Origin of the sequence: Anoxybacillus sp. LAT27 (assembly GCF_022030075.1) — a bacterium.
In the GTDB taxonomy this organism is placed as follows: Bacteria; Bacillota; Bacilli; order Bacillales; family Anoxybacillaceae; genus Anoxybacillus; species Anoxybacillus kestanbolensis.
Genome location: NZ_JAIWYK010000423.1, coordinates 60942 through 73901, shown reverse-complemented (window position 1 = coordinate 73901; position 12960 = coordinate 60942). Strand labels below are relative to the sequence as shown.

General features: G+C 44.2%; 17 protein-coding genes. All 17 read left to right on the top strand.

Going from position 1 to position 12960, the window contains the following annotated elements:
• Positions 1-16 precede the first annotated feature (16 nt).
• A complete protein-coding gene (locus LD028_RS12015) occupies positions 17-346 on the top strand; it encodes a magnetosome magnetite crystal formation protein family (protein WP_006320154.1) in 330 nt (109 codons plus the stop codon).
• Entirely contained in the window at positions 343-540 is a 198-nt protein-coding gene (locus LD028_RS12010; protein WP_006320155.1) for a PspC domain-containing protein, read from the top strand. The genes LD028_RS12015 and LD028_RS12010 overlap by 4 nt, the downstream gene beginning before the upstream one ends.
• Positions 537-881, top strand: a complete 345-nt coding sequence (locus tag LD028_RS12005) for a phage holin family protein (RefSeq protein WP_077429045.1) — start codon at positions 537-539, stop codon at positions 879-881. Before LD028_RS12010 ends, LD028_RS12005 begins: the two co-directional genes overlap by 4 nt.
• A 75-nt stretch (positions 882-956) precedes the next feature.
• Complete coding sequence (gene hprK / locus LD028_RS12000) at positions 957-1892, top strand: HPr(Ser) kinase/phosphatase (protein WP_035019909.1); 936 nt, start codon at positions 957-959, stop codon at positions 1890-1892.
• 14 nt (positions 1893-1906) lie between these two features.
• Positions 1907-2716, top strand: a complete 810-nt coding sequence (gene lgt / locus LD028_RS11995) for a prolipoprotein diacylglyceryl transferase (RefSeq protein ID WP_237811932.1) — start codon at positions 1907-1909, stop codon at positions 2714-2716.
• Between the two features lie 18 nt (positions 2717-2734).
• Positions 2735-3670 carry a nucleoside recognition domain-containing protein gene (locus LD028_RS11990; protein WP_237811931.1) on the top strand — a complete coding sequence of 312 codons (936 nt, stop codon included), beginning with the start codon at positions 2735-2737 and terminating at the stop codon, positions 3668-3670.
• A complete protein-coding gene (gene ppaX / locus LD028_RS11985) occupies positions 3660-4307 on the top strand; it encodes a pyrophosphatase PpaX (protein WP_077429049.1) in 648 nt (215 codons plus the stop codon). The genes LD028_RS11990 and ppaX overlap by 11 nt, the downstream gene beginning before the upstream one ends.
• A complete protein-coding gene (locus LD028_RS11980; protein WP_077429050.1) occupies positions 4304-4792 on the top strand; it encodes an acyltransferase in 489 nt (162 codons plus the stop codon). The genes ppaX and LD028_RS11980 overlap by 4 nt, the downstream gene beginning before the upstream one ends.
• A 152-nt stretch (positions 4793-4944) precedes the next feature.
• On the top strand, positions 4945-6129 hold the full coding sequence (locus LD028_RS11975) for an ATP phosphoribosyltransferase regulatory subunit (protein ID WP_237811930.1): 1185 nt from the start codon (positions 4945-4947) through the stop codon (positions 6127-6129).
• Positions 6123-6764: an ATP phosphoribosyltransferase gene (hisG, locus tag LD028_RS11970; RefSeq protein WP_012576030.1), complete on the top strand. Its 642-nt coding sequence runs from the start codon at positions 6123-6125 to the stop codon at positions 6762-6764. The genes LD028_RS11975 and hisG overlap by 7 nt, the downstream gene beginning before the upstream one ends.
• The gene (hisD, locus tag LD028_RS11965; RefSeq protein WP_237811929.1) at positions 6754-8031 is read left to right on the top strand and encodes a histidinol dehydrogenase; all 1278 of its coding nucleotides are present in this window, start codon (positions 6754-6756) and stop codon (positions 8029-8031) included. Before hisG ends, hisD begins: the two co-directional genes overlap by 11 nt.
• Positions 8028-8615: an imidazoleglycerol-phosphate dehydratase HisB gene (gene hisB, locus LD028_RS11960; RefSeq protein ID WP_237811977.1), complete on the top strand. Its 588-nt coding sequence runs from the start codon at positions 8028-8030 to the stop codon at positions 8613-8615. The genes hisD and hisB overlap by 4 nt, the downstream gene beginning before the upstream one ends.
• The gene (gene hisH, locus LD028_RS11955; protein WP_077429053.1) at positions 8616-9248 is read left to right on the top strand and encodes an imidazole glycerol phosphate synthase subunit HisH; all 633 of its coding nucleotides are present in this window, start codon (positions 8616-8618) and stop codon (positions 9246-9248) included.
• Complete coding sequence (gene hisA / locus LD028_RS11950; protein WP_077429054.1) at positions 9248-9976, top strand: 1-(5-phosphoribosyl)-5-[(5-phosphoribosylamino)methylideneamino]imidazole-4-carboxamide isomerase; 729 nt, start codon at positions 9248-9250, stop codon at positions 9974-9976. The genes hisH and hisA overlap by 1 nt, the downstream gene beginning before the upstream one ends.
• Positions 9973-10731: an imidazole glycerol phosphate synthase subunit HisF gene (hisF, locus tag LD028_RS11945; protein ID WP_006320176.1), complete on the top strand. Its 759-nt coding sequence runs from the start codon at positions 9973-9975 to the stop codon at positions 10729-10731. The genes hisA and hisF overlap by 4 nt, the downstream gene beginning before the upstream one ends.
• A complete protein-coding gene (gene hisIE, locus LD028_RS11940) occupies positions 10728-11342 on the top strand; it encodes a bifunctional phosphoribosyl-AMP cyclohydrolase/phosphoribosyl-ATP diphosphatase HisIE (protein ID WP_237811928.1) in 615 nt (204 codons plus the stop codon). Before hisF ends, hisIE begins: the two co-directional genes overlap by 4 nt.
• Before the next feature lie 83 nt (positions 11343-11425).
• On the top strand, positions 11426-12871 hold the full coding sequence (locus LD028_RS11935) for a tetratricopeptide repeat protein (RefSeq protein WP_237811927.1): 1446 nt from the start codon (positions 11426-11428) through the stop codon (positions 12869-12871).
• Positions 12872-12960: the final 89 nt, after the last annotated feature.

The window sequence follows — 12960 nt, the reverse complement described above, 5'->3', positions numbered from 1 at the left end:
AAGGGAGATGATGCGAATGGAAGGAAATAAATTGCTTGCGGCTTTATGTTATTTCAGCGTATTTTTTGCCCCGTTTTTATTTCCGATTATCGTTTATTTTGTCACGAAACATGAACGAGTGAAAGAACATGCGAAAAAATCGTTTTTATCTCATCTCATCCCTATTGCAATTGTGGTTGCTACGGGTGGACTGTTTATGATTTTCGCTATCGCAGGAGTAGACGGATGGATCGGTCTTCCGTTTATCGGCATTGTGATCGGTGGCATTGTACATGTTGTCGTTATTGTTTGGAATATTATTAAAGGAGTTCAAGTGTTACAACAATCGGGAGGGATGTACGAATGAAAAAGCTTGTAAGGCTTCGCCATGATCGCATGATTGCAGGTGTGTTAAGCGGATTAGCCGCTTATATGAATATGGACGCTACGGTTGTACGTTTATTGTTTGTCGCGCTATTATTAATTACCGGCATTATGCCGTTTGCGCTTTTATACGCGCTTGCGGTATTTATTATTCCGAGTGAGGAGAACGTCATATGAGATGGCTAGCACATATAGTGATTAACGCTGTTTTATTATTAGCGTTAGCTGGGTATTTTGATTCGATTTATTTATCAAGCGTTGGTGCCGCGCTCGTTGCAAGCGTTCTTTTGTCTTTTCTCAATACGTTCGTTCGCCCGTTACTTATTTTACTGACGCTCCCTGTGACCGTATTGACGTTCGGGTTGTTTTTATTCATCATTAACGCAATGACGCTAGCAATGACAGCTTCGCTCATGGGCAGTTCGTTTGACATTGGTGGCTTTAGCAACGCGTTATTTGCGTCGCTTGCGATCTCACTTTTTCATTTACTCATTGAGTCAGTACGAAAAGAAAAGTAAAACGTTCCGCTTCGTGCGTGAGCGTTTTTATTTTGACGGGAAAGTGTTACAATGAGAAAAAAGGAGGGGGTTCATGTGCCAAAAGTACGGACAAAAGATTTAATTGATGAGTTTCAATTTGAACTTGTAAGCGGGGCAGAGGGGATTCATCGCCCGATTACAACGAGTGATTTATCCCGTCCGGGCATTGAAATGGCCGGTTATTTTGCATATTATCCTGCTGAGCGCATACAGTTGCTTGGTATGACTGAACTATCTTTTTTCGAACGATTAACGCCCGTAGAAAAACGATTGCGTATGGAAAAGTTATGTACGGATATTACACCTGCGATTATCGTTTCACGTGGACTAGACGTACCAAAGGAGCTTATCGAGGCATCGGAAAAAAGAGAAGTGCCTGTCATGCGTTCAACGATGAAAACGACGCGATTGGCTAGCCGCCTGACAAACTATTTAGAAAGTAAACTCGCACCGACGACAGCTGTGCACGGCGTGCTCGTTGATGTGTACGGCGTTGGTGTACTTATTACAGGAAAAAGCGGGGTCGGAAAAAGCGAGACGGCGCTTGAGCTCGTGAAGCGCGGACATCGTCTCGTGGCAGATGATTGTGTCGAAATTCGCCAAGAGGATGAAAATTTGCTTATTGGTAGCGCACCAGAGCTCATTGAACATTTGCTTGAAATTCGTGGGCTCGGCATTATTAACGTCATGACGTTATTTGGGGCAGGGGCGGTGCGTCCACATAAGCGCATTTCGCTTGTCATTGATTTAGAGTTATGGGATCCAAACAAACAGTACGATCGTCTCGGTTTGGAAGAAGAAAAGGTAAAAATTATTGATACGGAAGTGACGAAATTGACGATTCCTGTTCGTCCAGGTCGAAATTTAGCGGTCATTATCGAAGTCGCAGCGATGAATTTCCGCTTAAAGCGCATGGGTGTCAATGCAGCGGAAGAATTTTCTGCGCGGTTGGCGGATGCGATTGGCGATGCGGAGCACGATTATGAATGAGAGGATGAGTGTTGATGTTGTTGCATATTGAACCGCTTGATCGCGTTTTTCTTCAACTCGGACCAATTACAATTTATTGGTACGGTGTCATTATTGCGACAGGCGTCTTGCTTGGTCTTTGGCTCGCGACACGAGAAAGCGAGCGGTTAGGGATACGAAAAGAAACATTTGTTGATCTTGTGTTAATTGCTGTGCCGATTGCGATTGTATGTGCACGGGCGTATTACGTTATTTTTCAATGGGACTATTATTCGCAACATATAAGCGAAATTCCACAAATTTGGCATGGTGGATTGGCAATTCATGGTGGTTTAATTGGTGCTATTGTGACAGGTATCATTTTCGCGAAAAAACGCCAACTGTCGTTTTGGAAACTAGCGGATATTGCGGCACCGAGTATTATTTTAGGGCAAGCGATAGGTCGTTGGGGCAATTTTATGAACCAAGAAGCGCACGGCGGACCTGTATCGCGTGCGTTTTTAGAAAGCTTACATTTGCCGGATTGGATTATTAATCAAATGTACATACAAGGGCAATATTACCATCCGACGTTTTTATACGAATCGTTATGGAATGTGCTTGGGTTTCTCGTTTTGCTTGCGTTGCGGAGAAGAAATTTGCGACGAGGGGAATTATTTTTCACGTACGTGATTTGGTATTCGATTGGGCGCTTTTTCATTGAAGGATTGCGAACAGATAGTTTAATGTTAACAGAAACGATTCGCATGGCGCAGTTTATCTCAGCTTTGCTTATCGTGTTTGCGGTCATGATGATCGTTGTACGTCGCATGCGCGGTTTAGCGAATGAGCGGTACAACGATTAAACGAAGGGGGAGAGCGAGATGCTCCAAAGGGGTTTGTTTGTTGGGTTAAAAACGACATGGACGCTCGGAAAAGTGATTTTTCCGATTACGGTTATTGTGACGCTTTTACAATACTCCCCCGTTTTGCCGTGGGTGACAAATGTGTTAACGCCGATGATGCGATGGATCGGTTTACCGGGAGATGCTGCGGTCGTTTTAGTGCTCGGCAATTTTTTAAATTTATACGCAGGCATTGGTGCGATGTTAACGATGGATTTGACAGTGAAAGAAGTGTTTATTTTAGCGGTCATGCTGTCGTTTTCACACAATATGCTCGTTGAGTCTGCGGTTGCTGCACAAGTAGGTGTTCGCGTTTGGTGGACGGTCGCCGTGCGCGTCGGTTTAGCGTTCGTTTCGGCATGGCTCATTCACGTTTCATGGGATGGCGGCGAACAAATGGCGAAATACGGACTTATGCCGCAATCTTCAACAGTGCCTCATACGTGGGGAGAAATCATTTGGACAGGAATGGAAAAAGCGATATACGGCATTGGACAGCTCGCGCTCATCATTATTCCACTTATGATTGCGATTCAAGTGTTAAAAGAATTAAAGTGGCTTGACACGTTTTCGAAGTGGCTATCGCCATTTGCTCGCTTGCTTGGCATTCGTGAAAACGCCTCGCTTACGATGGCAGCAGGCTTATTGTTCGGTCTTGCTTACGGGGCTGGTGTTATGATTCAAGCGGTGAAAGAAGACGGGGTATCTAAAAAAGATTTAACGTTGACGTTTTTATTTTTAGTGGCGTGCCATGCGGTAGTAGAAGATACGTTATTGTTCGTGCCGCTTGGAATTCCTGTATGGCCGCTTCTCGTTATTCGTCTTGCGACGGCTATTTTACTAACGGTTGCGCTCAGTTTTATTTGGAGCCGAATAGAACATCGAAAAAGAAAGGAAGCAACATATGAATATTAATACAATTTTGTTTGATTTAGATGGGACGCTCATTAATACGAACGATTTAATTATTGAATCGTTTTTGCATACGCTCAATCATTATTATCCAAATCAATATACGCGCGAAGATGTGCTCGCCTTTATTGGCCCGCCATTGCGTGATACGTTTGAAGCGATTGATCCAGAGCGCGTTGATGAAATGATTGAAACGTATCGGGCGTTTAATCATGCACATCACGATGCGTTAGTGAAAGAATACGAAACGGTATATGATACTGTACAAACGCTACATGAAAAAGGTTTTAAACTTGGCATTGTCACAACAAAAATCCGCCATACGGTCAATATGGGATTGAAGTTAACAAAGTTAGACTCGTTTTTCGAATGTGTGATTACGCTTGATGACGTCGAGCATGCGAAACCGCATCCGGAGCCGATTGAAAAGGCGCTCGCTTGTTTACAGGCAAAACCGGAAGAAACGTTAATGGTCGGCGATAACCACCATGACATTTTAGCAGGAAAGCATGCGGGAACGAAAACGGCGGGAGTTGCTTGGACGATCAAAGGTCGCGAACATTTAGCCACATACGAACCAGACTTTATGCTTGAAAAAATGAGCGATTTATTAAGCATTTTAGGGGTGACATCGCGTTGAGAAAAACCGAACGCTATGTTGTAACCGGAACGAACTCTTTGTGGCAACTATATCGAACCGTTTCGTTTTGGAAAGTATTGAAAAATGTCATCGTCATTTTGATCGGGCGCTATACTCCCTTTTTCCCGTTGAAAAACTGGCTATATCGCACGTTTTTACGGATGGACATTGGTCAGCATACAGCACTTGCGTTTATGGTAATGCCAGATATTTTGTTTCCGGAAAAAATTCACATCGGTAACAACACGATTATTGGCTACAATACGACCATTTTAGCACATGAATATTTAGTGAACGAATATCGGCTTGGGGATGTCATTATTGGAAACGACGTTATGATTGGAGCCAATTCAACGATTTTGCCGGGGGTGACGATCGGGGATCGTGCTGTTGTTTCCGCAGGCACGCTCGTGCATCGTGATGTACCAGCTGGTGCATTTGTCGGCGGCAATCCGATGCAAATCATTCGTCTTAGCGAACGCTAAGGCGTTTTTTTTATGAATAAAAAGGAATGAAGTCGAAAAAAATCGAATGAGTTTGTAGTTGACGAAATGAAAAATGGGGAGTAAACTACAAATAACAAACTTTACTTTGCTAATATATTAGCGAACTAAAGTAAAAGAAGGACGGGACAAAAATGAGAGTATTTATGTTTGAGAAACCACTTGGCATGCGAGATACGTTGCCAGATGTATACAAAACAAAACGAGCGTTGCGGGAAGCGATGATGGAAGAAATGGAAATGTGGGGGTATTCGTTTATTGAAACGCCGACGTTAGAATATGACGAAACGGTTGGAGCTGCTTCTGCCATTTTAGATCAGCAATTATTTAAATTGCTTGATCGGGAAGGACATACGCTCGTGTTGCGCCCAGATATGACTGCGCCCATTGCGCGTTTAGCGGCATCGAAATTATATAAAGAAGGGTGTCCGCTTCGTTTAGCGTATGCAGCAAATGTGTTTCGTGCTCAGCAGCGTGAAGGCGGGAGACCGGCAGAGTTTGAGCAAGTGGGAGTGGAATATATTGGTGATGGTACGATGTATGCTGATGCAGAAGTGATCAGTTTAATGATTTTTGCTTTAAAGCGAGCAGGATTGCGCGACTTTACGGTGACAATCGGGCATATTGGTTATGTGGATGCGTTGTTTTTTGATATTTTGCGCCACGAACAACGGGTAGAAACGTTGCGTCGCTTTTTATATGAAAAAAATTATGTCGGTTATCGCGAACACGTCAAATCGTTGCCGCTCTCCTCGATTGATCGTGATCGCCTTTTACGACTCTTAACGTTAAGAGGGGGAGAGGAAGTCGTTGCGGAAGCAAAAGCATTCGCAACAACAGAGGAGGAGCGACGGGCAGTCGACGAACTAGAGCAATTATGGATGCATGTAAAACAATATGGTGTCACCGACATGGTGAAATTAGACATGAGCTTAGTGAGCCATATGAGTTACTATACTGGCGTCCTTTTTGAAGTGTATGCGAAGAACGTTGGATTTTTACTTGGAAATGGCGGTCGATATGATGAATTGTTAGGAAAATTCCATCGTCCATCGCCTGCGACGGGATTTAGCGTCCGTTTAGATCGTTTAATGGAGGCGATTGGTGAGCAACACCGTAGAGAAAAGACGACGTGCATTATTTTTAGTCAAGAACGTTTTGCGGAGGCGTATGCGAAAGCAGCGGAAATGAGAAAAAAAGGGGAAAAAGTTGTATTGCAACACGTTGCTGGTGTAGGAGATATGGATCAATTTACTGCATCATTTGACGATGTAGAGTACGTATTAGGGAAACGCGGAAAGGATGAACAATCATGCTGACGGTTGCGATGCCAAAAGGTCGTATTTTTTCAGAGGCGCTTGCTTTGTTAAAACAAGCAGGTTATGACATTCCTGATGACCTAGAACATTCTCGAAAACTAATGATTGACGTGCCAAGTGAGCAGCTGCGTTTTATTTTAGCGAAGCCGATGGATGTTGTCACATATGTCGAACATGGGGTCGCAGATGTTGGCATTGCCGGTAAAGATGTGCTCCTTGAAGAAGAGCGCGATGTGTATGAAATGTTAGATTTGCGCATTAGCCCTTGCTATTTGGCGGTGGCAGGACTTCCGAATACGCACGTTCATCCGATTGCGCCAAGGGTGGCGACAAAATATCCAAATATTGCATCGACCTATTTTCGCGAACAAGGGGAGCAAGTAGAAATTATTAAACTAAATGGGTCTGTTGAATTAGCACCGCTTATCGGTTTAGCGGAACGAATTGTCGACATTGTTTCGACAGGGCGAACGTTAAAAGAAAATGGGCTTGTTGAGCTCGAACGAATTGTTGATGTGACATCGCGTTTTATTGTCAATCCAGTGAGTTATCGCATGCAAGATCGGGCGATTGAACGAATGGTTGATCGTTTAACGTACGCGATCGAGAAAGTGGGGGAAAATGATGAAAATTGAACGTGTACAAGGAGTTGTATCGCTTCGACGGACGATTGAAAATGGGACGGAAGAGCAACGACAAGCGGTAAAGCGAATCATTGATGACGTACGCAGCAATGGGGATGCGGCGTTAAAAAAGTATACGGAAATGTTTGACGGCATTTCACTTCATACGCTTGCTGTTACACAAGAAGAAATTGAAGAGGCGTATTGGCTTGTGGATGAAAACATCGTTCAAATTATTCGCGAGGCGGCACAAAACATTCGCGAATATCACGAACGTCAACGTGCGACATCATGGTTTATGACGCGTGACGATGGAACGATTCTCGGACAAAAAGTTACCCCGCTTGATGCAGTCGGGTTATATGTGCCGGGGGGGACAGCGGCTTATCCGTCTTCGGTGCTTATGAATGTCATTCCTGCACAAGTGGCTGGAGTGAAACGCATCGTCATCGTTTCTCCACCAAATGAACGAGGCACGTTGCCAGCGGCGGTGCTTGTTGCGGCGTGTGAACTCGGTGTGCAAGAAATATATAAAGTAGGCGGTGCTCAAGCGATCGCTGCATTAGCATACGGTACGGAAACGATCGAGCCGGTCGATAAAATTTTTGGGCCTGGAAACATTTACGTCGCACTTGCCAAAAGGGAAGTGTTCGGTCAAGTCGATATTGATATGATTGCGGGACCGAGTGAAATTGTTGTGCTCGCTGATGAAACAGCAAAGCCGAATGAAATTGCGGCGGATTTATTATCGCAGGCAGAACATGATGAGCGGGCGGTAAGTATATTGGTGACACCGTCTTTACAACTCGCTTTAAAAGTAGAGGAAGAGGTGGAAAAACAGCTTGTTACCCTTCCAAGAAAAGAAATTGCCCAAAAAGCGATCAATGAATATGGCGCCATTTACGTAACTGATACGATGAAACAGGCGATTGATGTTGTGAACGAATTAGCGCCTGAACATTTAGAAGTGATGACGGCAGAGCCGTTTGAAATATTAAGTGACATTCGACATGCAGGAGCGATCTTTTTAGGTCCGTACAGTTCTGAACCGGTAGGAGATTATTTTGCAGGGACGAATCATGTGTTGCCGACAAATGGAACCGCCCGTTTTTCGTCTGGGCTAACAGTTGAGGCATTTATGAAGAAATCAAGCATCATTTTTTATAGCGAGCAAGCTTGGCAACAACATGCGGCAAAAATTGCGGCGTTTGCACGACTAGAAGGGCTTGAAGCACATGCACGAGCAGTAGAGGAACGGTTGAAAAGGGGAGGAAAATAATGCGAACAGCAACCATTCAACGAGCGACAAATGAAACACAAATTGAGCTTACGTTTGCGGTGGACGGAGAAGGAAAAGCGGAGTTGGAAACAGGTGTGCCGTTTTTAACACATATGCTTGATTTATTCACCAAGCATGGGCATTTTAATTTGTCCGTTCACGCCAAAGGGGATACACATATTGACGACCATCATACGACAGAAGATATCGGCATTTGTTTAGGACAAGCAATTCGCCAAGCACTTGGTGATAAAAAAGGAATTAGACGATACGGAAATGCATTCGTTCCGATGGATGATGCGCTTGCGCAAGTCGTCATCGATGTGAGCAATCGCCCGCATCTTGAGTTTCGTGGGGAGTTTCCGAGCCAAAAAGTAGGGACGTTTGATGTCGAGCTCGTACATGAATTTTTATGGAAATTAGCATTAGAAGCGCGAATGAATGTGCATGTCATCGTTCATTATGGGCGCAATACACATCATATGATTGAGGCGGTGTTTAAGGCACTTGCGCGTGCGCTTGATGAGGCAACAATGATCGATCCACGCGTCAAATCTGTACCGTCAACGAAGGGAATGTTGTAAATGATCGGCATTATTGATTATGGCATGGGAAATTTATATAGCGTCAGCAAAGCGTTAGAACGGTTAAACGTGCCGTATATCGTTGAAAGCGATCAAAACAAGTTGAGTCAAGCAGATGGTTTCATTTTGCCTGGTGTTGGTTCATTTAAAGATGCGATGCACATGTTAACAGAAACGAAGCTGGACTCGTTTATCCACGAACAAGTTGCAGCAGGCAAGCCGCTTCTTGGCATTTGTTTAGGCATGCAGTTGTTGTTTGAAGAAAGCGAAGAAAACGGTTTGACGGCTGGGCTAAAGTTGCTCCCGGGTCGTGTCGTTCGCTTTACGGGCATGACAAAAGAAGGAAAACGATATAAAGTGCCGCATATGGGATGGAACGAGCTTGCTTTCCATCAGTCCTCTCCGCTTTTTGATGGCGTTGAACGAGGGCATGTATATTTTGTTCACTCGTATTATGTACAAACAGATGATCGAACCGTTTTGCTAGCAAGTGCGCAATATGATGTAGAAGTTCCTGCGGTCGTTGGACGTGGAAAGATATTCGGGACACAATTTCATCCGGAGAAAAGTGGGGCACTCGGCATACGTCTATTGCAAAATTATGCAAGGCTTGTAGAAAGGGAGAGAAACTAATGTTTACGATTTATCCAGCCATCGACATGCGTGACGGAAAATGTGTTCGTCTCGTGCAAGGAGACTATAACAAAGAAACGGTATATGGACATTCGCCAGTCGAAATGGCGCGCTCGTTTGTTTCACAAGGGGCGACATGGATTCATATGGTCGATTTAGACGGGGCGAAAGAAGGAAGACGGGTGAATGATGCATTCGTCGTCGAAGTGGCACAAACGCTTGCGGTGAACGTTCAAATTGGCGGTGGTATTCGTACAGAAGAAGACGTGGCATATTACTTAGAACAAGGTGTATCGCGCGTCATTTTAGGAAGTGCTGCGATTTCGAATCCTTCGTTTGTGAAAGCGATGCTTCGCGCGTATGGTGAACGCATTGTCATCGGTATTGATGCAAAAAACGGATTTGTTGCGACAGAAGGATGGACACATACGTCGACGATCGAAGCGGTTGAACTCGGGAGACAGCTTGCGGACGCTGGAGCAGAAACGTTTATTTTTACCGATATTGCGACAGACGGGATGTTATCCGGTCCAAATATTGAGGCGGTTGTTCGTCTGGCTCAGGCGACGAACAAACGTGTTATTGCTTCTGGCGGCATTCGTTCGCTCGATGATTTACACGCCTTAAAGCAATTCGAAAATGAAGGAGTGGCTGGAGCGATTGTTGGTAAAGCGTTATATACAGGGCAATTTACTGTTGCTGAAGCGTTAAAGGCGGTGGAACAATGATTACAAAACGCATTATTCCTTGTTTAGACGTGAAAGATGGTCGTGTTGTCAAGGGGGTGCAATTTGTTTCGTTGCGCGATGCGGGTGATCCGGTTGAGCTCGCGCGTGCATATGATGAACAAGGAGCTGACGAGCTTGTTTTTTTAGATATTTCAGCGTCACATGAAGGACGAAAAACAATGGTACACGTCGTTCAGCGTGTCGCTGCACAGCTGGCCATTCCGTTTACGGTCGGGGGCGGAATTAGCACATTAGAAGATATGAAAACGATTTTGCGTGCGGGAGCGGACAAAGTGTCAGTTAATACGGCCGCGTTATTACGCCCAGAGTTGATTACAGAAGGAGCGAATTTTTTTGGTTCGCAATGTATCGTCGTGGCGATTGATGCTAAATATGATGAAACGATGCAATCGTGGCGCGTGTATACGCATGGCGGTCGCCGTCCAACGAATTGGGAAGTTGTTGCATGGGCGAAAGAGGCTGTCAAACGTGGAGCAGGAGAAATTTTATTAACGAGCATGGATCGTGACGGTGGAAAAGACGGTTTTGATTTGGCGTTGACGAAACGAGTAAGTGAAGCTGTTTCTGTTCCTGTTATTGCATCAGGAGGGGCTGGGTGCGCCCAACATTTTGTTGATGTGTTTCAAACCGCTCAAGCAGATGCCGCATTAGCCGCTTCGATTTTTCATTATAAAGAAACGTCCGTCCAGCAAGTGAAACAGTACGTGCGTGAACAGGGGGTAAACGTCCGATGAATATTCGATTTAATGAACAAGGACTTGTGCCGGCGATCGTCCAAGATGCACACAGTAAAGAAGTGTTGACGTTAGCGTATATGAACGAGCAATCGTTGCAAAAGACGTTAGAAACGAAAGAAACATGGTTTTATAGCCGCTCGCGGCAACAGTTATGGCATAAGGGAGAAACGTCCGGAAACGTACAAAAAGTTGTTGATATTCGTTATGACTGTGATGCGGATGCCCTTCTTATACTCGTTGAGCCGAAAGGACCGGCATGCCACACAGGGGAATACTCTTGTTTTCATCATCGGTTAAACGATGAAAAGCCAGTTGCTACGCCGAATCGTTTCGCGATTTTAAACGTGTTAGAGTCGCTTATTGCGGAACGTGAGGCAAAACGTCCTGAAGGGTCGTATACAACATATTTATTTGAAAAGGGAATTGATAAGATCGCAAAAAAAGTTGGGGAGGAAGCGGCAGAAGTCATTATTGCAGCTAAAAACCGCTCAAAAGAAGAACTACGATGGGAAGCGGCAGATTTATTATATCATTTACTCGTTTTGTTGCGTGAACAGCGTGTGTCGCTCGATGATGTGCTTTCCGTATTAGCGGAGCGTCATCGGTAACGCTTTTTTCTCCATCCATGTTGTTCTGAAGCGAAAATGTGGTATACTTTCTTTCGGTGAAAGAAATCAACATGGAGGGTTCGATGAAAAAACATTTGCAAAAACGTGTCGGGAAAGTCATTCCGTTTATTCAAGACGGTACGTACTTTTTTAATAAAGGTGTCACATATTATCGTCGTCGCGATTTACGTAAAGCGAAAGCGTATTTGCAACGGGCAGTGCAACTGGAGCCAGAACAAAGCACATTTGCGTGCCAATTGGCGATTGTATTGTCAGAATTGGGGGAATATGCGCAATCGAACGAATGGTTATTACGCATTATTGAACAAGACGACGATTTAGCGGAATGTTTTTACTTTTTAGCGAACAACTATGCTCATTTAGGGTTGTTTGGTGAGGCGACGAAATATGCGGAGCAGTATATGGAACGCGAACCGGATGGAGAGTTTGCGGAGTATACGCTCGATTTATTAGATATTTTAACGATTGAACAAGATGACGAGTGGCTGAATTATGATGATATGTTAATGAAGCAAGAACAGGCTCGTACGTTGCTTGAAAAAGGCGAGTTTCAAGAAGCGATTGTTTTGTTTGAAGAAATGATTAAAGAGCATCCAGAACATTGGGCGGCTTACAACAATTTAGCGCTCGCTTATTTTTATCAAGGGAATGTCGGGAAAGCGAAACAAACGATCGAATACATTTTAAAGCAAAATCCAGGTAATTTACATGCTCTTTGCAATGATGCGGTGTTTTCGTATTATTTACAAGAACAAGAGCGACTATTTTCACTTATTCAGTCGTTACAACGCGTACATCCGATTTCATTTGAGCATCGCTATAAGCTTGGGGTGACGTTTGCAATTGTCGGACGCTATGATTTAGCGTTTCAATGGTTGCGACAGTTACAACGCCGCGGTTTTGAAGGGGATGCACCGTTTTATTATTGGTACGCATATGCTGCATATCATATGGGATATCGCATGCTAGCGGAGTCGATGTGGAAAAAGTTCATTGCGCTTCACCCAGATAAAAAAGGAAGCGAGCCGTGGCGTTATCGTGAACAGACGATTGAACACATTCAGTCATTATTTACAAAACAAGATATTGCTTCTTCATTGTATGCGTTATATTTAATAGGCAAATCGTTTATAGCAAGCGATTGTCCGTTTCCAAAACAATCATGGTCTCATCCGTTTTTGCAGGAATGGAGCGACTACGTATACGGATATGAACATGAACCATCCGCGCATGTTGTCGATGCGCATCGCATCGTGACGTTGCTTATTCAACATAACGGGTTTGAATACGAGCCTTTATATATTGCTTGGTTTTCTTTTTTTATCGAGGCAATAAAGGAAATCGATTCGTTTTCTAATCACGAAGGATGGGCAGCGGCGTTTGAATATATGTTTCGTAAACGTCGTGGTGAGCGTGTGACACAGCGAATGATTGCAGAACGTTATGGGGTGTCAGTAGCAACGATCGGAAAGTATGTGAAAGTTATGAAACAGAAGTGGCACGGATGAGCAAGTTAATAGACCCTTTTGTTTTGTTGTATTACGATAGAAATATGGAAACGATAAAATGGAGAGTCATGCATAAAGAAAGGGTGGAA